Origin of the sequence: Nocardioides sp. OK12 (assembly GCF_024341885.1) — a bacterium.
GTDB lineage: Bacteria > Actinomycetota > Actinomycetes > Propionibacteriales > Nocardioidaceae > Nocardioides > Nocardioides marinisabuli.
This window is the reverse complement of sequence record NZ_BNET01000001.1, coordinates 839,825-860,908: the sequence shown is the minus strand read 5'-3', so window position 1 is coordinate 860,908 and position 21,084 is coordinate 839,825. Positions and strand designations below refer to the sequence as shown.

General features: G+C 73.4%; 20 protein-coding genes. 4 read left to right on the top strand and 16 right to left on the bottom strand.

Annotated elements, in window-relative coordinates; genetic code table 11:
- Positions 1–33 precede the first annotated feature (33 nt).
- Together OCU29_RS04215 and OCU29_RS04210 are read right to left on the bottom strand one after the other, a co-directional pair.
- Positions 34–1,935 carry a RodZ family helix-turn-helix domain-containing protein gene (locus OCU29_RS04215; protein WP_261818895.1) on the bottom strand — a complete coding sequence of 634 codons (1,902 nt, stop codon included), beginning with the start codon at positions 1,933–1,935 and terminating at the stop codon, positions 34–36.
- Positions 1,932–4,370 carry a DNA translocase FtsK gene (locus OCU29_RS04210; protein ID WP_261818894.1) on the bottom strand — a complete coding sequence of 813 codons (2,439 nt, stop codon included), beginning with the start codon at positions 4,368–4,370 and terminating at the stop codon, positions 1,932–1,934. Before OCU29_RS04210 ends, OCU29_RS04215 begins: the two co-directional genes overlap by 4 nt.
- On the opposite strand from OCU29_RS04210, the gene OCU29_RS04205 reads away from it, so the two are divergent.
- The gene (locus tag OCU29_RS04205) at positions 4,336–4,647 is read left to right on the top strand and encodes a hypothetical protein (protein ID WP_246305170.1); all 312 of its coding nucleotides are present in this window, start codon (positions 4,336–4,338) and stop codon (positions 4,645–4,647) included. The genes OCU29_RS04210 and OCU29_RS04205 overlap by 35 nt on opposite strands.
- 163 nt (positions 4,648–4,810) lie before the next feature.
- Here OCU29_RS04205 and OCU29_RS04200 read toward each other — a convergent pair whose 3' ends face one another.
- From OCU29_RS04200 to gcvT, 13 genes are all read right to left on the bottom strand, one after another.
- Complete coding sequence (locus OCU29_RS04200; protein ID WP_261818893.1) at positions 4,811–6,496, bottom strand: ribonuclease J; 1,686 nt, start codon at positions 6,494–6,496, stop codon at positions 4,811–4,813.
- A gap of 19 nt (positions 6,497–6,515) precedes the next feature.
- On the bottom strand, positions 6,516–7,442 hold the full coding sequence (gene dapA, locus OCU29_RS04195; protein ID WP_179616290.1) for a 4-hydroxy-tetrahydrodipicolinate synthase: 927 nt from the start codon (positions 7,440–7,442) through the stop codon (positions 6,516–6,518).
- 45 nt (positions 7,443–7,487) lie between these two features.
- Complete coding sequence (locus OCU29_RS04190) at positions 7,488–8,423, bottom strand: LLM class F420-dependent oxidoreductase (protein ID WP_261818892.1); 936 nt, start codon at positions 8,421–8,423, stop codon at positions 7,488–7,490.
- A gap of 35 nt (positions 8,424–8,458) precedes the next feature.
- On the bottom strand, positions 8,459–8,866 hold the full coding sequence (locus OCU29_RS04185) for a hypothetical protein (RefSeq protein ID WP_179616288.1): 408 nt from the start codon (positions 8,864–8,866) through the stop codon (positions 8,459–8,461).
- Positions 8,853–9,047, bottom strand: coding sequence for a helix-turn-helix transcriptional regulator (locus OCU29_RS04180; protein ID WP_179616287.1), 195 nt, complete (start codon positions 9,045–9,047; stop codon positions 8,853–8,855). The genes OCU29_RS04185 and OCU29_RS04180 overlap by 14 nt, the downstream gene beginning before the upstream one ends.
- Positions 9,048–9,176: 129 nt before the next feature.
- Positions 9,177–9,617: an NUDIX domain-containing protein gene (locus OCU29_RS04175; protein WP_261818891.1), complete on the bottom strand. Its 441-nt coding sequence runs from the start codon at positions 9,615–9,617 to the stop codon at positions 9,177–9,179.
- Positions 9,614–10,312: an aspartate/glutamate racemase family protein gene (locus OCU29_RS04170; RefSeq protein ID WP_261818890.1), complete on the bottom strand. Its 699-nt coding sequence runs from the start codon at positions 10,310–10,312 to the stop codon at positions 9,614–9,616. Before OCU29_RS04170 ends, OCU29_RS04175 begins: the two co-directional genes overlap by 4 nt.
- Positions 10,309–10,815 carry a dihydrofolate reductase gene (locus OCU29_RS04165; RefSeq protein WP_261818889.1) on the bottom strand — a complete coding sequence of 169 codons (507 nt, stop codon included), beginning with the start codon at positions 10,813–10,815 and terminating at the stop codon, positions 10,309–10,311. Before OCU29_RS04165 ends, OCU29_RS04170 begins: the two co-directional genes overlap by 4 nt.
- Complete coding sequence (locus OCU29_RS04160) at positions 10,812–11,624, bottom strand: thymidylate synthase (protein ID WP_261818888.1); 813 nt, start codon at positions 11,622–11,624, stop codon at positions 10,812–10,814. The genes OCU29_RS04165 and OCU29_RS04160 overlap by 4 nt, the downstream gene beginning before the upstream one ends.
- 9 nt (positions 11,625–11,633) lie before the next feature.
- Positions 11,634–12,482 (bottom strand): PhzF family phenazine biosynthesis protein, encoded by an 849-nt coding sequence (locus OCU29_RS04155; RefSeq protein WP_261818887.1) that lies wholly within the window; start codon positions 12,480–12,482, stop codon positions 11,634–11,636.
- A gap of 77 nt (positions 12,483–12,559) precedes the next feature.
- Positions 12,560–14,077: a hypothetical protein gene (locus OCU29_RS04150; RefSeq protein WP_261818886.1), complete on the bottom strand. Its 1,518-nt coding sequence runs from the start codon at positions 14,075–14,077 to the stop codon at positions 12,560–12,562.
- Positions 14,078–14,102: 25 nt separating this feature from the next.
- The gene (locus OCU29_RS04145; RefSeq protein ID WP_179616281.1) at positions 14,103–14,360 is read right to left on the bottom strand and encodes a hypothetical protein; all 258 of its coding nucleotides are present in this window, start codon (positions 14,358–14,360) and stop codon (positions 14,103–14,105) included.
- Positions 14,360–15,463: a glycine cleavage system aminomethyltransferase GcvT gene (gene gcvT, locus OCU29_RS04140; RefSeq protein ID WP_261818885.1), complete on the bottom strand. Its 1,104-nt coding sequence runs from the start codon at positions 15,461–15,463 to the stop codon at positions 14,360–14,362. Before gcvT ends, OCU29_RS04145 begins: the two co-directional genes overlap by 1 nt.
- 88 nt (positions 15,464–15,551) lie before the next feature.
- On the opposite strand from gcvT, the gene OCU29_RS04135 reads away from it, so the two are divergent.
- On the top strand, positions 15,552–17,084 hold the full coding sequence (locus OCU29_RS04135; protein WP_261818884.1) for a leucyl aminopeptidase: 1,533 nt from the start codon (positions 15,552–15,554) through the stop codon (positions 17,082–17,084).
- 52 nt (positions 17,085–17,136) lie between these two features.
- On the opposite strand, the gene OCU29_RS04130 is transcribed toward OCU29_RS04135, so the two are convergent.
- Positions 17,137–17,511 carry a hypothetical protein gene (locus OCU29_RS04130; RefSeq protein ID WP_246305169.1) on the bottom strand — a complete coding sequence of 125 codons (375 nt, stop codon included), beginning with the start codon at positions 17,509–17,511 and terminating at the stop codon, positions 17,137–17,139.
- 114 nt (positions 17,512–17,625) lie between these two features.
- On the opposite strand from OCU29_RS04130, the gene lpdA reads away from it, so the two are divergent.
- Entirely contained in the window at positions 17,626–19,005 is a 1,380-nt protein-coding gene (gene lpdA / locus OCU29_RS04125; RefSeq protein ID WP_368858946.1) for a dihydrolipoyl dehydrogenase, read from the top strand.
- 95 nt (positions 19,006–19,100) lie between these two features.
- Positions 19,101–20,927 carry a 2-oxoglutarate dehydrogenase, E2 component, dihydrolipoamide succinyltransferase gene (gene sucB, locus OCU29_RS04120; protein WP_261818882.1) on the top strand — a complete coding sequence of 609 codons (1,827 nt, stop codon included), beginning with the start codon at positions 19,101–19,103 and terminating at the stop codon, positions 20,925–20,927.
- Positions 20,928–21,084: the final 157 nt, after the last annotated feature.

The following is a 21,084-nucleotide window of genomic DNA, read 5'->3' as shown; positions in this document are numbered from 1 at the left end:
GGCGGCCGGGCGCCCAGCGGCGCGAACCAGCGCTCACCGACCGGCGACGAACGTGTTCTGCGCCTCCTGGCCGGTGCTGCCCAGCGCCCCCTGGTCGACGCCGTCGACGCTGACCTCGAGCGAGCCGTCGCTGGACTGCACGCGCACCGGCTGCGAGACCTTGGTCAGCACCTTGGTCTCGCCGAAGGACAGGGCGCCCTTGTAGACCAGCTCGTTGGCGCCGTCACGCACGACGACCTCGGCGCCGCCGCCCGCCGCGGTGAGCACCACGGGCACCGGGTCGCCGGCGCTCGTCGAGCCCGCCGTCGACAGCTGCGGCACGGGGTCGCGCAGCTCGACCGGGCTGTCGGTGATCAGGCGCGCGACCGACCAGGCCAGCACCAGCGCCATCACCGCGGCGATCAGCACCGACCAGTTCGGGCCGCCGCGGGTGGCGCGGATCGCGCCGCCCGAGCCGAGCTCGGCCTCGAAGACGCGGCGCGGGTTGATCGGGGCGTCGGCGTACCGCTCGTCGTAGTGCGCCAGCAGCGGGGTGGCGTCGATGCCGAGCACGCGGGCCAGGGTGCGCAGGTGGCCCCGGGCGTAGAAGTCGCCGCCGCAGGGCGCGAAGTCGTCGACCTCGATCGACTCGATCACGTGCGGCCGGATGCGGGTGCGGTCGGCCAGCTGGTCGACGGTGAGCCCCAGCCGGGTGCGCGCCGCGGCCAGCTCGGGGCCGACGACCGGGTCGGCGGCCGGCTCGCCCAGGTCGTCGAGCACGATCGGCTCGACGGCCGATCCCTCCGTGGCGATCGGGCGCACGCGCCCGTCGCGCTGGCTCCACTGCACGGTGTCCTCGACCAGCGAGACGCTGCCCGGGCGGCGCAGCTCACGGGCCTCGGGCAGCCGCAGCGCGGTGTCGTCGCTCCCGTGGGCGTCCAGGCGCAGCGCGTTGGCCCCGAAGACCTGGGTCTGGTCCTGGTCGTCGCGGGCCACGGTCACGTCGCTGCGGATCTCGGCCCGCACCGCGGTCACCGGGTCGCGCAGGGGCGCGGGGGTGGCGCTGGCGTACGACGCCGCCGGCGCCTGCACCGGCTCGCTCCCGGTCGCCGTACCGGCGGCGGGGCTGGCGGGTCCCCCAGCGGGGCTGGAGGCACCGGGGCGGAACCGGTCGGGCAGCCCGGAGGCGACCCGCTCGATGGCGTGGGCCAGCAGCGGCCGCGGGTCGGGCAGGTGGTGGCGCGCCGGCTCGGTCTCCTCGTCGGCGACCACCTCGGTCGCGTCCTCCACGTCGGCCTCGAGAGCGACCTGGTCGTCGACGTCGACGACCTCTGCCTCCGGCTCGACGTCGGCGCGGGTGGCGGCCCACTCGTCCTCGTCGACGTACTCGTAGCCCTCGATCTGGGCGACCTCGGTCGCGCCGCCGGCCAGCTCGTCGAGCGCGGCGACCAGGTCGGAGCCCTCGGTCACGCCGGTCACGGTCGTCGACATCGCCAGGGGCACGCTGCGCGGCTCGTCCTCGCCGGCGAGCACGTCGAGCGACCCGTCGCGCCACCAGCTGCGGCGCGGCAGCACCTCGACGGCGTCGATGTCGGTCCAGGGCAGGCCGTGCCAGGTGCGTCCGCGGCGCAGCCGCACCCCGTGCTCGTCGGCCACGAAGAGCGGCGCCCGGCTGTCGGCCAGGGTGGCCAGGTGCACCGCGGCGATCGCGCCCACCAGCGTGAGCAGCGCCCAGTCCAGGGGGCTGCCGCCGCCGGCGACGCGGGCGACGTACGCCGCCGCCACGAGCGCGGCGACCACGCCGAGCGGGGCGGCCACGCGCACGTCGCGGCGCACCTCGACGACGGTGGGACCGCTGGTCTCCTCGGTGGTGGTCCCGTCGGTGGTGGCCTCGTCGGTGGTCTCCTTGGTGGTGGCCTCGTCGGTGCGGGTCGGGTCCATCTGGTGCTCGCTCACATCTCCCCCTGCAGGATCGCGATCAGTCCGTCGACTTCATCGGGCTTGATCAGCACGTCACGTGCCTTCGAGCCCTCGGAGGGACCGACCACGCCACGGGACTCCATGATGTCCATGAGGCGACCGGCCTTGGCGAAGCCCACACGGAGCTTGCGCTGCAGCATCGAGGTGGAGCCGAACTGGGTGGAGACGACCAGCTCGATGGCCTGGATGACCAGGTCCATGTCGTCGCCGATGTCGTCGTCCAGGTCGCGCTTGGCGGCCGCCGGGGCGGTGACGTCCTCGCGGTAGGTCGGCTCCAGCTGGGTCTTGCAGTGCTGGACGACCTGGGCGATCTCGGCCTCGGTGACCCACGAGCCCTGCACGCGCACCGCCTTGGAGGCGCCCATCGGCAGGAACAGCCCGTCACCCTGCCCGACCAGCTTCTCCGCACCCGGCTGGTCGAGGATGACCCGGCTGTCGGAGAGGCTGGAGGTGGCGAAGGCGAGCCGGCTGGGCACGTTGGCCTTGATCAGGCCGGTGACCACGTCGACGCTGGGGCGCTGGGTGGCCAGCACCAGGTGGATGCCGGCCGCGCGGGCCAGCTGGGTGATCCGCACGACCGCGTCCTCGACGTCGCGCGGGGCGACCATCATCAGGTCGGCGAGCTCGTCGACGATGACCAGCAGGTAGGGGTAGGGCGAGAGCTCGCGCTCGCTGCCCGGGGGCACCTCCACCTTGCCGGCGCGCACCGCCTTGTTGAAGTCGTCGATGTGGCGGAAGCCGAAGTTGGCCAGGTCGTCGTAGCGCATGTCCATCTCGCGCACGACCCAGGCCAGCGCCTCGGCGGCCTTCTTGGGGTTGGTGATGATCGGGGTGATCAGGTGCGGCACGCCCTCGTAGGCGTTCAGCTCGACCCGCTTGGGGTCGACCATGATCATCCGCACCTCGTCGGGCGTGGAGCGCATCAGGATCGAGGTGATCATCGAGTTGATGAAGCTCGACTTGCCCGAGCCGGTGGCACCGGCGACCAGCAGGTGCGGCATCTTCGCGAGGTTCGCGACCACGAAGCCGCCCTCGACGTCCTTGCCCAGGCCGCAGACCATCGGGTGGTGGTCGCCGCGCGCGGCGCCCGAGCGCAGCACGTCGCCGAGGCTGACGATCTCCTTGTCGATGTTGGGGATCTCGATGCCGATCGCGGACTTGCCGGGGATCGGGCTGAGGATCCGCACGTCGGCCGAGGCGACGGCGTACGCGATGTTCTTGCTGAGCGCGGTGACCTTCTCGACCTTGATGCCGGCGCCGAGCTCGACCTCGTAGCGGGTCACGGTCGGTCCGCGGGTGTAGCCGGTCACCTGGGCGTCGATGCCGAACTCGTCCATCACCCCGGTGAGCCGCTCGACGACGTCGTCGCTGGCCTTCGATCGGGCCTTGTGCACCGACCCGGGCTTGAGGACCTCGTTGGCGGGCAGCGAGTAGGTGATGTCGCCCGAGAGCGAGAGCTGCTCCACGCGCGGGGGCAGCGGCGAGTGCGGCGGCGGCTCGAGCTCCTCCTTCGCGGCCGCGGGCTCGGCGACGACCGGGGTCGGGGCCGGGGCGAAGATGTCGACGCCGACGCTGCTGTCCTCGCGCTCGCCGCGCGCGGCCTGCTGCTCGACGGTGAGGTCCTCGTCGAGGGCCACGTCGAGGGCGTCGCGCTCCCGCTTGCGCTTGCGCTTGTCGATCTCGCGGTCGCTGAGCACCGGGGTGTCGTACGCCGGGTCGCCCATGTCGGGGTCGATCTCGTCGTCGCCCCGGCGGGCGCGCCCGCGCGGGGCCCGGTCGTCCTCGTCGAGGTGGCGGCCCAGGGCCTGGTCGCGCAGGGCGGCCAGCTTGTCGGGGACCTGGTAGACGGGGGTGGCGGTGACCACCAGCACGCCGAAGGCCACGAGCATCAGCAGCAGCGGCACGACGACGTACGTCGAGCGGAGCAGGTCGAGCAGCAGCGAGGAGACGACGTAGCCCACCGCTCCCCCGCCGGCCTGCAGCGGGGTCGCGTCGCCGGCGACCGGCTGGGGGCTGTCGTTGGCGATGTGCACGATGCCGAGCAGGCCGAAGGCCAGCGCGGTCCACCCGATGACCTGCCGGCCGGCGGGGCCGTTGCTGACCGGGTCGCGCATCGTGCGCCACCCGACCCACACCAGCGCCATCGGCACGAACCAGCCGAGCTTGCCGACCGAGCCGGCCACGGCGGTGCGCACCGGGTCTGTGACCGGGCTCTGGATCTGGAACCACACCGCACCGGCCGTCACGACCGCCAGCGCCAGCAGCAGCAGCCCGGCGCCGTCGCGGCGGTGCTCGGGGCCGAGGTCGCGGGCGCTGCGCCCGATCCCCCGGGCGACCGCGCCGATCGCGTGCGCGACGGCGAGCCACACGGCGCCGATGCCGCGCGCGATCGCGCCGAGCGTCAGCAGCACCGGGCTCGGCCCGCTGCGCACCGCGCGCGGGGCCGGCCGCTTGGCCGTGCTGCTCTTCTTGGTCGGGGTGCGCTTGGAGGTCGACGGGCGCTTGCCGGTCGAGCTCGCGCGCGCAGCGCTGGTGGTGGAGGTACTCCGAGGTCGGGTGCCTGAGCTGCCGGACCGGGTCGAGGACCCGTTCGTGGACGTGCTCGTGCTCCGCGACCCCGGCGGGGAAGACGTACGGGTCGCCATGCTGGCCACCCTAGGCGAACGCCTCTCCCGTCCCAGGGATTAACACCCGTCCCACCCTCACGTGTCGCTTGAGGGTTGCGCGCTGCGGGAGTTTCATCGGGTACCCGATGGAACTGGCGGCACCTGGCTGAACCTTCAGCCGGGTGGCGCCACCTTCATCGGGTACCCGATGAAACTCCCGCGACCACCCCGAGCCGCGGCCGCCCTCAGGACTCTATGACCACCGGGATGATCATCGGGCGGCGGCGGTGGGTGCCGGAGACCCAGCGCCCGATCACCCGGCGCACCGTCTGCTGCAGCTGGTAGGTGTCGGTGTTGCCCTCGGCCACAGCGAGGTCGAGGGCCTCGACGATGGCGGGCTTGACCTCCTCGAAGCTGGCGGTCTCGATGGCGTTGCCGCGGGCGTGGATCTCGGGGCCGCTGGCGACCTTCCCGGTGACCGAGTCCATCACCACGATGACGGAGATGAAGCCCTCCTCACCGAGGATGCGGCGGTCCTTGAGGTCCGACTCGGTGACGTCGCCGACCGATGAGCCGTCGACGTAGACGTAGCCGCAGTCGACCTTGCCCACGATCTCGGCGACCCCGTCGACGAGATCGACCACGACGCCGTCCTCGGCGATCACCACGTGGGGGACGCCGGTCATCCGGGCCAGGGCGGCGTTGGCCTGCATGTGCCGGATCTCGCCGTGCACCGGGAGCACGTTGCGCGGCTTGACGATGTTGTAGCAGTAGAGGAGCTCGCCGGCCGAGGCGTGGCCGCTGACGTGGACCATCGCGTTGCCCTTGTGCACGACCCGCGCGCCCCAGCGGGCCAGGCCGTTGATGACGCGGTAGACCGCGTTCTCGTTGCCGGGGATCAGGCTGGAGGCGAGCAGGACGGTGTCGCCCTCCTCGATGTGCACGATGTGGTGGTTGCGCTGCGCGATGCGGCTCAACGCGCTCATCGGCTCGCCCTGCGAGCCGGTGGAGATCAGCACCTGGTGCTCGGCCGGCAGCTGCGCGAGCTGCTTGGCCTCCACCACCGTGTTGGGCGGCACCTTGAGGTAGCCCAGGTCGCGGGCGATGCCCATGTTGCGCACCATCGAGCGCCCCACCCACGCCACCTGGCGCTCGTGGGCGTACGCCGCGTCGAGGACCTGCTGGACCCGGTGGATGTGGGAGGCGAAGCAGGCCACGATGATCCGCTGCTCGGACTCGCGGAAGACCTGGTCGATGACCGGGGTGATGGCCTTCTCGGTGGGGGTGAAGCCGGGGGTCTCGGCGTTGGTGGAGTCGGTGAGGAAGAGGTCGACGCCCTCCTCCCCCAGCCGCGCGAAGGCGCGCAGGTCGGTGATGCGACCGTCGAGGGGCAGCTGGTCCATCTTGAAGTCGCCGGTGTGCAGCACCATCCCGGCGCTGGTGCGGATCGCCACGGCCAGCGCGTCGGGGATGGAGTGGTTGACCGCCACGAACTCGAGCTCGAAGGGCCCGAAGGTGATCCGGTCGCCCTCGGTGACGACGTGGTGCACGGTCTCGCGCAGGCGGTGCTCGCGCAGCTTGGAACCGAGCAGCGCCAGGGTCAGCTCGGAGCCGACCAGCGGGATGTCGCCGCGCTCGCGCAGCAGGTACGGCGTCGCGCCGATGTGGTCCTCGTGCCCGTGGGTGAGCACCAGGGCCTCGACGTCGTCGAGCCGGTCCCGGATCGAGGACCAGTCGGGCAGGATCAGGTCGACGCCGGGCTGGTGGTCCTCGGGGAACAGCACCCCGCAGTCGACGATGAGCAGGCGCCCGCGGTGCTCGAAGGCGGTCATGTTGCGCCCGACCTCGCCGAGTCCCCCGAAGGGGATGACCCGCAGGCCGTCGTCGGCCAGTGCGGGGGGTGCGGAGAGCTCGGGGTGGGGGTGAGACATGCAGGTCCTGTCCGGTGCGTCAGGCCTCGGTCGCACTGGCCGGCAGGAGCCCGGCCGCCACGAGACCGACGCGCAGCGCCGCGACCTCGTCGTCGTCGAGCGCCACCAGGGGCGCGCGGACGTTGCGGTTCTCGAGCACGCCCAGCAGCTGCAGCGCGGCCTTGGCGGTGGTGGCTCCGTAGTTGGCGACGCCCATCACGGCGTCGATCGCGGGGAGCAGCCGCGTGAAGATCTCGAGGGCACCGGCGTTGTCGCCGGCTGCGTGGGCGTCGGCCATGGCACGCAGCTCGCGCCCGGCGACGTGGCCCACGACGCTGACGAAGCCGACGGCACCGTGCGCCAGGAAGCCGAGGTTGGCCTCGTCGTCACCGGAGTAGACGGCGTAGCCCAGCTGGCCCAGGCGCACCGCGCGCACCAGGTCGCCCACGGCGTCCTTGACCGCGACGACGGTGGGCCAGGTGATGGCCTCCTCGTAGGTCGCCATGTCGATGGTGGTGCCGGTGCGGCCGGGCACGTCGTACAGCATCACCGGCAGGTCGGCGGCCTGCGAGACGCTGCGGAAGTGGTGCAGGACGCCGGCCGGGCCGGGCTTGTTGTAGTAGGGGGTGACCAGCAGCATCCCGTCGACGCCGATCTTCTCGGCCTGCTGGGCCAGCTCGATCGAGTGGGCGGTGGCGTTGGTGCCGACCCCGGCGATGACGACCGCGCGGTCGCCCACGGCGTCCTTGACCGCGGCGAGGATCCGTCCGTCCTCGGCGACCGTCGTGGTCGGCGACTCGCCGGTGGTGCCGGAGACGACGACCCCGTCGTTGCCGTGCTCGACGAGGTGGACGGCGATGCGCGCCGTGGCGTCGAGGTCGACGCTCCCGTCGGCGTGGAACGCGGTGGCCATCGCGGTGAGGACTCGGCCGAACGGCGCGGGGGTCGGCGCGGGGGTCGAGGTCATGGGAGCAGGTTATCGCTGGTTTCGAGACGGTCGCTGCGCGCCTCCTCAACCAGCGAGCGGCACGACCTGCTCGGCGACCAGGCGCAGGTGGTCGAGGTCTCCCAGGTCGAGGGTCTGCAGGTAGAGGCGGGACTGCCCGGAGTCGCGGTAGCGCCCGATCGTGTCGACGACCTCCTCCACCGTGCCGGCCAGTCCGTTCTCCCGCAGCTCGTCGGGCTCACGACCGATGGCCGCGGCGCGGCGCGCCACCTCGGCGTCGGTCTCGCCGACGCACAGCACGAGGGCCGCGGAGTACACCAGCGACCCCGGGTCCCGGTCCATCGCCTCGCAGGCCGCCCGCACCCGGTCGTGCTGGGCCAGCCCCTCCTCGAAGGGCACGAACGGCAGGTTGAACTCGTCGGCGTACGCCGCCGCGAGGGCCGGCGTGCGCTGGTGGCCGCGCCCGCCGATCAGCACCGGCGGGCCACCGCGGTGCCCGTCGCGCTGGACCGGCTTGGGCAGGCCGGGCGAGTCGAGCACCGAGTGGTGGCGCCCCTCGTAGGTGAAGCCGCCCTCGGTGGACCACAGCCCGGTCACGACCGCGAGCTGCTCCTCGAACCGGTCGAAGCGCTCCCCCAGCGGCGGGAAGGGGATGGCGTACTTCTGGTGCTCGGCCTCGAACCACCCGGCTCCCAGGCCGAGCTCGACGCGCCCACCGCTCATCTGGTCGACGTTGGCGACCGAGATGGCGAGCGGCCCGGGGTGGCGGAAGGTGGCGCTGGTCATCATCGTGCCCAGGCGGATGGTGCTGGTCTCCCGGGCCAGCCCGGCCAGCGTGATCCAGGCGTCGCTGGGTCCGGGCAGGCCCGGCGTGCCCATGCCCAGGTAGTGGTCGGAGCGGAAGAACGCCCCGAACCCGAGTCGTTCCGCCTCCTGGGCCACCCGCAGCAGGTCGTCGTAGGTGGCGCCCTGCTGGGGCTCGGTGAAGATGCGCAGCTCCATGGCCCCCAGCCTGCCAGGTCGGCGACCGGCCCTCGTCAGCCGCGCAGGCGTTGGTGCACCAGCGCCACCACGTAGGAGACCCCTGCCAGTGCGCCGAGCTGGTAGTACGGCGCACCGTCCTGCCCGCGTGCGATCTCGACCACGAACATCACCAGCACCGCGGCGACCAGCGTCATGCCGGAGAAGAGGCTGGCGTCGGCGTCGAGCTTGTTGATGCGCTCGTCGCGGCGGTCGAGCAGACCGGCGATCGTCTCGCTGCGCCCGCTGAGCAGCAGCAGCACGCCCCCCAGCCCGAGCATCAGCACGAGCCCGCCGATCCCGAAGACCTCGTCACCCGCGACGAGCCCGGCCACGAGGTAGGCCAGGCCGATCAGGGCCGCGACCACCGGGACCAGCCAGCGTGCGCCCGAGCGGCGCGTGCGGACGGTGTCATTCCTCGTCATCGAACATCTCCTCCACGGTGGTCTCGAAGTACCGGGCCAGTGCCATCGCCAGCGGCAGCGACGGCAGGTACCGACCGGTCTCGATCGAGTTGATGGTCTGGCGCGAGACCGCCAGGGCCGCACCCAGGTCGCCCTGGGAGAGCCCCCGCTGCACGCGCAGGGACCGGACGGTGTTCTGCACCTGTCAAGGGTGCTTGACTCGCACCGAGCCTGTCAAGCGTGCTTGTCATCCGCTGTCTCGCACCCCGCATCACCGATTCGTCGATCGGTTGAACAACGCGGCGAGCCGTTGGTCGACCGATCGACGAACTCAGGAGGAGGGGTGGGTGCGGACGGCGGTCGCGGACGCCTCCAGGGCGCGCAGGGCCGGCAGCACGTGGTGCTCCAGCATGGGCGCCAAGTCGTCGTGACCCTCGCCGTCCAGCGACATCCAGCGCAGCTCGGCGATCTCGGCGGCGGCTCGGGGCTCCCCCGGCAGGGAGGCGGTGAAGACCGTCGAGTGCAGCTCGCGACCCGGCTCGTTGGCGGCCGGGGCCAGGTAGACGCCGAGCGGGGAGAGCGCGCCGGGGCCGCCGACGTCGAGCCCCACCTCCTCACGGGTCTCGCGCACCGCGGCGTCGTACGCCGACTCACCGGGCTCGGGCTTGCCGCCGACGAGCATGAAGCGCGTGGTGCCGCGCTTGCGCACGGTGAGCACCTGCCCGCCGCGCACGAAGGCGACCGCTGCGACGACGATGCGCTGCGCGGTCATGGGGCCAGGGCCCGGTCGACGGCGGCCTCGCAGTGCAGCCGGGTGGTCGCGAAGAGCGGCGCGCCAGCGGGGCGCTCCGACGGGTCGAGCAGCAGCTCGATCTCGGTGCAGCCCAGCACCACGGCCTCGCAGCCCTCGTCGACCAGCGCGGCGACCACCCGCTCGTACTCGCGCCGTGACTGCTCACGCACGACGCCGCGGCACAGCTCGTCGTAGATGACGGTGTCGACGAGCCGACGGTCGTCGGCGCCCGGCACCACGACGTCGAGCCCGTGCCCGCGCAGCCGGTCGGTGTAGAAGTCCTGCTCCATCGTGAAGCGGGTGCCGAGCAGCCCGACCCGGCGCACGCCCGACGCCACGACCGCCTCGGCCGTGGCGTCGGCGAGGTGCAGCAGGTCGATGCCCACGGCCGCCTGCACCCGGTCGGCGAGCTTGTGCATCGTGTTGGTGCACAGCACCAGGAAGTCGGCGCCGCCGGCCTCGAGCACCCGCGCCTCGCGGACCAGCAGCGCCGCCGCGTCGTCCCAACGCCCCTGCGACTGCATCTGCTCGACCACCGCGAAGTCGACCGAGGCCAGCAGCAGGTCGGCGGAGTGCAGCCCGCCGAGGCGCTGGGCCACCAGGGTGTTGAGCAGCCGGTAGTACTCGGCCGTCGACTCCCAGCTCATCCCGCCGATCAGGCCGATGCGCCTCACCGGCGCTCCCACCAGACCCAGTCGAGACCGAGGTCGGGACGGGGCTCGCGACGGGTCTCGACCCACTGCTCGGCGTCGAATTCGGGGTAGGTCGCGTCACCCGCGGGCTCCAGGTCGACCTCGGTGAGGACCTGGTGGGTGGCCAGGGGCAGGGCCAAGCGGTAGACCTCCCCTCCCCCGGCGACCACCACGTCGCCGGGCAGGCCGGCCGCGACCTCGAGCGCCTCGTCGAGGCTGCGCACGACACGCACCTCCTCGAAACCGGGGTCGAAGCCGGGGTCGCGGGTCAGCACCACGGTGGTGCGTCCCGGCAGCGGCCGGCCGATGGAGTCCCAGGTGCGCCGGCCCATCACCAGCGTGTGGCCGAGCGTCTCGCGCTTGAAGTGCGCGAAGTCCTCAGGGATCCGCCAGGGGATGTCGCCGTCGGCGCCGATGACGCGGTTGCGGCCGTACGCCGCCACCAGCACCACCCGCTGGCCGGGCCGCAGGGAGGGGTGCGTCATACGGCGATCGGTGCCCTGATGACCGGGTGCGGGTCGTAGCCCTCGACGGCGATGTGCTCGAGCTCGAAGGCGTCGAGCGCGGTGACCGTGGGGTCCAGGCGCAGCGTCGGCAGGGCCCTTGGTTCGCGGGTCAGCTGCAGCCGCGCCTGCTCGAGGTGGTTGGTGTAGAGGTGCGCGTCGCCCAGCGTGTGCACGAAGTCGCCGACCTCGAGGCCGGTCACCTGGGCGACCATGTGCGTGAGCAGCGCGTAGGAGGCGATGTTGAACGGCACGCCGAGGAAGGTGTCGGCCGAGCGCTGGTAGAGCTGGCACGAGAGCCGGCCGGGCCCGCCGTCGGGCGAGGGCGCGACGTAGAACTGGAAGAGCGTGTGGCACGGCGGCAGCGCCATGTCGTCGACGTCGGCGACGTTCCAGGCCGAGACGATGTGGCGCCGCGAGTCGGGGTTGGTGCGGATCTGCTCGACGACCTGCGCCAGCTGGTCGACGTGGCGTCCGTCGGGCGTGGGCCACGAGCGCCACTGGTGGCCGTAGACCGGGCCGAGGTCGCCGTTCTCGTCGGCCCACTCGTCCCAGATGCTGATGCCGCGCTCCTGCAGCCACGCCACGTTCGTGTCGCCGCGCAGGAACCACAGCAGCTCGCCGAAGACCGAGCGGGTGTGCACCTTCTTCGTCGTCACCAGCGGGAAGCCCGCGCGCAGGTCGAAGCGCATCTGGTGGCCGAAGACGCTGAGCGTCCCGGTGCCGGTGCGGTCGGACTTCTCGACACCCTCGTCGAGGATGCGGCGGAGGAGGTCGAGGTAGGCCTGCACGCCTCGACCCTAGCGCCGCAGGTCGAGCTCGCCGGTGATGGTGGTGCGGGTCGCGCCGCCCACCCAGACCTCGGCGTCGTCGCCGTCACCCACGCGGTCGACGTGCACGCGGCCGCGGCGGCCGATCGCGGTGCCCTGCGCGGCGACGTACGACGACGCGAGGCGCTCGCCCAGCACCCGCTCCCCCAGCAGCCACTGGGCCAGGCCGGCGTTGAGGCTGCCGGTGACCGGGTCCTCGGGCACGCCGATGCCGGGGCAGAAGGCACGCACCTCGAGCGCCGTCTCCGAGCCCGGCGCGTGGGCGCCGACGACGCCGATCTCGAGGTCGTCGAAGGCCGACCAGTCCGGGCGCAGGCCCAGGACCGCGTCGGCGTCGCCCAGCAGCACCGCCACCCAGCCCGGGCCGTTGTCGACCCAGGCGGAGGCCACGACCTCGTCGGGCGCGACCCCCAGCGCGCGACGCACCCGGGCCAGGTCGGCCTCGTCGACGGGGCCCGAGCGCACCAGCGGCGGCGCGGCGAAGGCCAGGCGCTCCCCGTCGCGGCGTACGGCGACGAGACCGGCGCCGCACTCCTGCACGACCCGCTCGCCCCGGGGCCGCCCTCCGGCCTCGAGCCAGGCGTGGGCGGAGCCGAGGGTGGGGTGGCCGGCGAAGGGCAGCTCCTCGCCGGGGGTGAAGATCCGCAACCGGTAGTCGGCGCCGGGCAGCGTGGGCCGCAGCAGGAACGTGGTCTCCGAGAGGTTGGTCCAGCGCGCGAAGGCCGCCATCTGCTCGGTGGTCAGGTCGTCGGCGTCGTGGACGACCGCGACCGGGTTGCCGAGCAGCGGCTCGGTGCTGAACACGTCGACCTGGCTCATCCGCACGGCGCCGACTCTAGGCCGACTCTGGGCCGACTCTGGACAGCGGCGGAACCGGGAGCCTGCGGCCGGGCGCCTCAGCGGGCCAGCACCGGCTCGCCGTCGGCGCTGGAGACCCGCACGTGGTCGGTGCAGGAGCCCGAGCCGGTGAAGCAGGTGCGCAGCAGCCAGCCGCGCGCCTCCGAGAGCCGACGGAACTCGCCCGCCCCCGGCACCTGGGTGCCGTCGCCGACGACGTAGGTGATCGCGCCGGTGGTGCTGAAGACGGCGTCCAGCGCGACCTCGCCGCCGCGCACCCCGGCCGGCCGGCGCCGCCCGTCGTCGGTGTCGTAGACCCGCACCGGCGCCGTGCCGCCCGGCCCCATCCGGGTCAGCACGTAGCCGCCGCCCGGGGAGAGATGGGCGCCCACGCCGCGCCGGGTGACGGCCGGCCCGAAGGGGCCGTCGAAGGTGATGGTGGTCGGGCTGCTCTGCACCACCGTGGTCAGCCCGTCGACGTCGAGCAGCGTCGCGGGGCCCGCGGCCGGGACCTGCTCACCGCTCGGGTCGTCGAGCGGGCGCCACTCGTGCGACCCGGCGCCGTCGACGTAGTGCAGGGTCGGGCCCTCCAGCGAGAGCGGCCCGACGCCGGCCGGCGGCTCGTCGCCCGGCCCGAGCGGCACCAGGGGGCGCCGGCCCAGCTCGGCTCCGTCGGCGGTGTCGACGACGACCAGGTCGCCGCTCGGCGCCTCGACCCAGGCCACCCAGCCGCGCTCCCGCTCCCCGACGAGCGTCGCCCCGGGGGCCGAGCGCCCCAGCAGCAGCCGTTCACCGGTGGCCTCGGCGCGCACCACCCGTCCCTCGGAGTCGCCGTAGACGACCACGTCGAGCCGGCTGCCGAGGCCCACCAGCCGCCGCACCCCCGGCACCCGCAGCGCCCGGTCGCCGATCACCAGGTCGCCGGCCGCCGACCACGGCAGCGGCACCGAGGTGACCAGCTCGCGCACCTGCGCCGGGCCCAGCGCCTCGTCCCCCGGCGCCCCGTCGGGCGGCCCGTCGGGCCCACCGGCGCACCACGTGCCCACGGCCGCCAGCACCGCGAGGACCGCCAGCAGCGCCACGAGCCCGCGCGGCACCCGCCGGGCGGGGCGTTGCGCCGTGATGTCGGCGGCCGGCCGCCCGACCACCTCCACGCCCGCCGCCAGCTCGCGGGCCTCCTGCTCGAGGGCGGGCGTCGCGGGGTCACCGGGGCTGGGCCAGCAGCCCGAGAGGGCCGCCACCTCCTCGTCGGCCAGCCCGGCCACCGCCGACAGCACCACGCAGGTGCGCCGGTCGGGCTCGAGCCGGTCGAGCAGCGGAGCGAGCGGGGTCGGCTCCTGGCGCCACCAGGGGGTGCGGTCGCGGGCCCGCTCCTCCAGGACCAGCCGCCACACCTCGAGGTCGGGGCCCGGCCCTTCCCGCAGGTCGTGCCACTCGCGCCCGGCGCGCGCCAGCGCCCGGTCGGTCAGCGCGGCGGCGTGGCCCGGTGGGCTGCCCAGCACCGCCACCGCCTGCACCAGCGCGGTGCGTCTCGCGGCGACGTACGCCGCGAAGTCCTGCTCGTCGACGGCGCGCACGGGGAGGGAGGGTGGGCCAGGCGGGTCAGGGATGCAGCGACATCGGGCCGTAGACCCGGCGCTCGAGCTCGAAGAGGACCACCGCGTCGACACCCTCGTCGGCCAGGTCGGCGAAGGCCTCACCCACCCAGGACTCGGCGTCGGCCTGGCTGGTGAAGCGCTGGTCGGCCAGCTCGCCCTCGACGGCCACCTCGTTGCCGGCGGCGTCCTCGAGACGCCACCACCAGGGGCGCTCGCTGGGCGAGGGCGGGCGGAAGGTGGGGGGCTGCTCGGGCAGGTTCATCAGGACTCCTTCACCGACGGGTCGACGAACGGGGGCTTGGTGAGCTGGAAGATCTCGCGGCGGCCGCGGATGTCGACCCCGACCTCCGCCTCGGGGTGCACGGTCGCGGCCACCAGGGCCAGCCCGACCCCCTTGCGCAGCGTGGGGCTGAAGGTGCCCGAGGTGACCTCGCCGACCAGCACGTCGGCGCTCAGCGACACGCTCATGCCCGGTCGCGGGATGCCCCGGCCGGTGGCCACGATGCCGCGCAGCACCCGCTTGGGCTTCTCGGCGCGCTCGCGCACCAGCACGTCCTTGCCCCAGAAGGCCGGCTTGTCCCAGCCGACCGCCCAGGCCATCCGCGCCTGCACCGGGGTGACGTCGAGGGAGATGTCCTGCCCGTGCAGCGGGTAGCCCATCTCGGTGCGCAGGGTGTCGCGCGCGCCCAGCCCGCACGGGGCGATGCCGTGCTCGGCGCCGGCCGCGAGCAGCGCGTCCCACACCGCGCCCGCGGCCTCGTTGGGCACCAGCAGCTCGTAGCCGCGCTCACCGGTGTAGCCGGTGCGGCACACCACCACGGTGGCGTCGGCGTACGTCGCCTCCACGAAGCTCATGTAGTCGTGGTCGACCGGCAGCCCCAGCGCGGTCATCACCTCGTCGCTGAGGGGGCCCTGGACGGCCAGCACGGCCAGGTCGCGGTGCCGGTCGACGACCTCGACGCCCGCGGGGGCGGTAGCGGCCAGGCGGCGCACGACCTCGGCGGTGTTCGCGGCGTTGGGCACCAGCAGCACCCGCTCGTCGGAGTAGCGGTAGACGATCAGGTCGTCGACCACGCCGCCGGTCTCGTCGTCGCAGCACAGCGTGTACTGCGCCTGGCCGGGGCCGATGCGGTCGAGGTCGTTGGTCAGGCAGGCGTTGACGTACGCCGCCGCGCCGGGGCCGGTGACCTCGGCCTTGCCGAGGTGGCTGACGTCGAAGACGCCCACGCCCGAGCGGACCGCGGTGTGCTCGGCCACGACGCCGGTGGGGTACTCCAGCGGCATCTCCCAGCCGCCGAACGGGGCGGTCTTGGCCCCCAGCGCCAGGTGACGGTCGTGCAGCGGCGAGGTCAGCAGGTCGGCCATGGCGCGAACCTACCCCAGCCGCGGCAGCCCCACCGGGGGTGACGTGGGTCGCGCCGCGGGGTGGCGGCGCCATGGTTAGTGTGGCGCGGTGACCTCGTTTACCTTGAGCAGTGCCAGCCCCGCCAAGACCAAGACCGACGCCGTCGTCGTCGGTGTCGTGCAGAGCGAGCCGACCGGCCGCCGCGCGAGCAAGGAGGACGGCCCGGTCCTCGAGCTCGCCGCCGGCGCCGAGGACGTCGCCAAGGCCTACGGCCGCAAGCTGCGCCCGCTGCTGGCCTCCCTCGACGTCAAGGGCTCGGTCGGCGAGGTCACCCGGGTGCCCACCTCGGGCACGATCGGCGCACCGCTGCTGGTGCTCGTGGGCCTCGGCAAGGACCCCCGGCCCGCCGACCTGCGCCGCGCCGCCGGTGCCGCCTCCCGGGCCGTGACCAACGCCGCCGACGTCGCGCTCGCGCTGCCGGCCGAGACCGCTGCCGACGTGCGGGCCGTGGCCGAGGGCTGGGCGCTCGGCGCCTACACGTTCACGACGTACAAGCAGGACACCGCCAAGGACGCCACCACCGCCGGCGAGGTGGTGCTGCTGAGCAGCGCCGCGCGCGACAAGCAGGTCGTCGCCGCCCTCGAGGAGGCCCAGGTCGTCACCCGGGCGGTCGCGGCCACCCGCGACTGGGTCAACACTCCCCCGGGCGACCTGCGCCCGCCGGCGTTCGCCGAGGCCGCGCAGGCGCGCGCCAAGGAGCTCGGCAAGGGCCGCGGCGCCCCCAAGATCACGCTGCGCGTCCTCGACGAGGTCGAGCTCGCCGAGCTCGGCTGCGGCGGCATCCTCGGCGTCGGCGTCGGCTCCTCCGCCCCGCCGCGCCTGGTCGAGATCAGCTACACGCCCAAGGGCGCGACGACCCACCTGGCCCTGGTCGGCAAGGGCATCACCTTCGACTCCGGCGGCCTGTCCATCAAGCCCGCGCAGGGCATGCACGAGATGAAGTCCGACATGGCCGGCGCCGCCGCGGTCATCCAGGCCACCTTCGCCATCGCCGAGCTCGGCCTGCCGGTCAAGGTCTCCTGCTTCGCGCCGATGGCCGAGAACATGGTCTCCGGGGACGCGACCCGGCCCGGCGACATCCTGAGCATGTACGGCGGCAAGACCGTCGAGGTGCTCAACACCGACGCCGAGGGTCGTCTCGTGCTCGGTGACGCGCTGGTGCGCGCCGTCGAGACCGAGCCCGACCTGATCGTCGACGTCGCCACGCTCACCGGTGCCATGGTCGTCGCGCTCGGCAACAAGATGGCCGGCGTGATGGGCTCCGAGGAGGTCGTGGCCAAGGTCGTCGAGGCCGGCGCCAGCGCCGGTGAGCCGATCTGGGCGATGCCGATCCCCGAGGAGATGAAGCAGCGCGTCACCTCCAGCAAGATCGCCGACCTCGCCCAGCACGACTGGGTGCGCTGGGGCGGCGGGCTCTTCGCCGGCGCGTTCCTGCGCGAGTTCACCGACGGGCGCCCCTGGGCGCACCTCGACATCGCCGGCCCGTCGTTCAACGCCGGCGGCCCCGACGGCCACCTGACCAACGGCGGCACCGGCTTCGCGGTGTCGACCCTCGTCGACCTGGCGCGCGGCCTGGCCTGAGCGCTCCCCACCACCACGGGGCGCCAGCGGGGGCCAGCGGGGCCGGCGGGACCTACGGGTCCTGCCGGCCCTGCTTCTTCACCCGGCTGTTGTAGTCGCGCATCCTCTGCGGGATGCCCACCAGCCCGGCGTCGTACGACGGCACCTGGAAGCGGTTGCAGAAGTCGTGCGCCCAGTCGATCGAGGGCACCCGGCGCCGGGTCCACTCACCGTCGTGGGCGACCAGCAGCAGCGTCACGTCGCTGACCGCGGTGCGGGGCTCGACGAACCCCTCGACACCGCGGCGCTCGGAGACCCACGAGCTGAGGTGCTCGCGGTCGACGGCGTCGGAGGCGCGCACCCTCGTCGAGCCGGTGCGCGCGGCGTCGCGCGCGGGCTTGCGCATGCGCTGCTTCGAGCCCCGGCGGAAGCGGTCCATGAGTCCCATGGGCACCAGTCTGCCAAGAGACCCCGCACCGGCCACCCGAAGGTCGGTGTGGACACGTCCGGGGGAAGTGCAAGGATGAGCCCCGAGACATGGATCACCCACGGAAGGACCACGGTGGCCGACACCGACTTCGACGTACTCATTCTCGGCGCTGGCTCGGGGGGGTACGCGTGCGCGCTGCGCGCCGCCCAGCTCGGCATGCGGGTCGCACTGGTGGAGAAGGGCGACCTCGGCGGCACCTGCCTGCACGTGGGCTGCATCCCCACCAAGGCGCTGCTGCACGCCGCGGAGGTCGCCGACTCGGCGCGTGACTCCGAGCAGTTCGGCGTGCGCGCCACGCTCGAGGGCATCGACATGGCCGGGGTGAACTCCTACAAGGACGGCGTCGTCTCGCGGCTCTTCAAGGGCCTCACCGGCCTGGTCAAGGGCCGTGGCGTGACCGTGGTCGCCGGCGAGGGTCGCCTCACCGGGCCGCGCGAGGTCACCGTCGACGGCACCGCCTACACCGGTCGCCACGTCGTGCTGGCCACCGGCTCCTACTCCCGCTCGCTGCCCGGCCTCGAGGTCGACGGCGAGCGCATCCTCACCTCCGAGCACGCGCTGCGCCTCGAGCGCGTGCCGTCCTCGGTCGTGGTGCTCGGCGGCGGCGTCATCGGCTGCGAGTTCGCCAGCGTGTGGCGCTCCTTCGGCGCAGAGGTCACCATCGTCGAGGCGCTCCCCCGGCTGGTGGCCGCCGAGGACGAGGCCTCCTCCAAGGTGCTCGAGCGCACCTTCAAGAAGCGCGGCATCAAGGCCCGCACCGGCACCCCCTTCGAGAGCGTGAAGACCACCGACCACGGCGTGGTCGTGACCGTCGAGGGCGGCGAGACCATCGAGGCCGAGCTGCTGCTCGTCGCCGTCGGTCGCGGCCCCGTCACCGACGGCCTGGGCTACGACGAGCAGGGCGTCGAGATGGAGCGCGGCTTCGTGCGCACCGACGAGCGCTGCCGCACCAACCTCGAGGGCGTGTACGCCGTCGGCGACATCGTCCCCGGGCTCCAGCTGGCCCACCGCGGCTTCCAGCAAGGCATCTTCGTCGCCGAGGACATCGCCGGGCTCGACCCCACGCCCATCGACGAGGCCGGCATCCCCCGCGTCACCTACTCCCACCCCGAGGTCGCCTCGGTCGGTCTCGACGAGGCCACCGCGCGCTCGACGTACGGCGAGGACGCCGTGGAGACGCTGACCTACGACCTGGGCGGCAACGGCAAGAGCCAGATCCTCAAGACCCAGGGCTTCGTCAAGCTGGTGCGCGTCACCGACGGGCCCGTCGTGGGCGTGCACATGGTCGGCGACCGGGTCGGCGAGCTGATCGGCGAGGCACAGCTGATCTACGGCTGGGAGGCCCACGCCGAGGACGTCGCCCCGCTGGTGCACGCCCACCCCACCCAGAACGAGGCTCTCGGCGAGGCGCACCTCGCCCTGGCCGGCAAGGCGCTGCACGCGCACTCGTGACCGCCTCCTAGCCTGGAGCCCGGCACACCCCGCCACACCCGCACCACCCCGCCACACCGAGCACCCCATCGAAGACCGCGAGCGAAGGAACTGCATTGGCCACCGAAGTCAACCTCCCGGAACTGGGTGAGTCCGTCACCGAGGGCACCGTCACGCGCTGGCTGAAGCAGGTCGGCGACACGGTCGCCGTCGACGAGCCGCTGCTGGAGATCTCCACCGACAAGGTCGACACCGAGATCCCCAGCCCGGTCGCGGGCACGCTGCTCGAGATCAAGGCCGAGGAGGACGACACCGTCGAGGTGGGCGCGCTCCTGGCCGTGATCGGCGACGAGGGCGAGTCGGCCGGCGACTCCGGCAACGACACCGCCACGCCCGAGGCGGAGCCCGCCGACGACGACGAGGCCGAGAAGAAGGCCGAGCAGGAGGAGGAGGTCGCCGAGGAGACCGGCGACCTGCCCCCCGGCGACGAGACCCCCGAGTCGGCCAAGTCCGACGACAAGCCGCTCGAGGAGACCGAGAAGCCGGCCGCCGCGACCAAGGGGTCCGGCGGCAGCGGCACCACGGTGACCCTGCCCGAGCTGGGCGAGTCGGTCACCGAGGGCACCGTGACCCGCTGGCTCAAGCAGGTCGGTGACGAGGTCGCCGTCGACGAGCCGCTGCTGGAGATCTCCACCGACAAGGTCGACACCGAGATCCCCTCCCCCGTGGCCGGCACGCTGCTCGAGGTGAAGGTCTCCGAGGACGAGACCGTCGAGATCGGCGCCGAGCTCGCCGTCATCGGCGACGGGTCCGCCGGCGGCGACTCCGAGCCGGAGCCCGAGCCGGAGCCGGAGCCCGAGCCGGAGCCGGAGCCGGAGCCCGAGCCCGAGCCGGAGCCCGAGAAGAAGCCCGAGCCGAAGCAGGAGGCGAAGCCAGCCCAGGAGAAGGCGCCCGAGCCGACCAAGGAGCAGGAGAAGCCCGCCTCCTCCACCAGCAGCACCTCCGGCGACGGTCCCGGCTACGTGACCCCGCTGGTGCGCAAGCTGGCCGGCCAGCACGGCGTCGACCTCAACGACGTCACCGGCACCGGTGTCGGCGGGCGCATCCGCAAGCAGGACGTGCTCGAGGCCGCAAAGGCCAAGGAGGAGCCGGCTGCCCCGGCCGCCTCGTCGGCCCCCGCCGCCCCGGCGGCGTCCTCGGGCGGCGCCCCGGCGCCCTCGAGCCCCTCGCCGCTGCGCGGCAAGACCGAGAAGCTCTCGCGGCTGCGCAAGATCATCGCCTCGCGCATGGTCGAGTCGCTGCAGGTCTCGGCCCAGCTCACGCAGGTCATCGAGGTCGACGTCACCAACATCGCCCGTCTGCGCGACGCCAAGAAGGCCGACTTCCTGGCCCGTGAGGGCGTCAAGCTGTCCTACCTGCCGTTCTTCGCCAAGGCGACGGTCGACGCGCTCAAGCAGCACCCCTCGCTGAACGCCACGATCGACACCGAGGCCGGTGAGGTCACCTACTACGACCGCGAGAACCTCGCGTTCGCGGTGGACACCGAGAAGGGCCTGATCACCCCGGTGGTCAAGGACGCCGGCGACCTGTCGATCTCGGGCCTGGCCCGCAAGATCGGCGACGTGGCCGAGCGCACCCGCACCAACAAGATCGGACCCGACGAGCTGTCGGGCGGCACCTTCACGATCACCAACCTCGGCAGCGTGGGGGCGCTCTTCGACACCCCCGTGATCAACCAGCCGCAGGTCGCGATCCTGGGCCCCGGTGCCGTGGTCAAGCGCCCGGTCGTCATCGACGACCCCAACCTGGGCGAGACCATCGCGGTGCGCCACATGGTCTACCTGGCGCTGACCTACGACCACCGCCTGGTCGACGGCGCCGACGCCGGCCGGTTCCTGCAGGAGGTCAAGCAGCGCCTCGAGAGCGGCCAGTTCGAGGTCTGAGCACCGCTCCCCTGCACGACCAGCCAGACCCAGCAGCACCCACCACGCCCCGCCCGGGCCACCCGGGCGGGGCGTGGTGCGTCCCGGCGGCCCCGGACGGCTCTCGTCGCAGACGGGCAGTGCCCTGAAATTGAGAGGCGCCCCGGGCCGGTCAGGG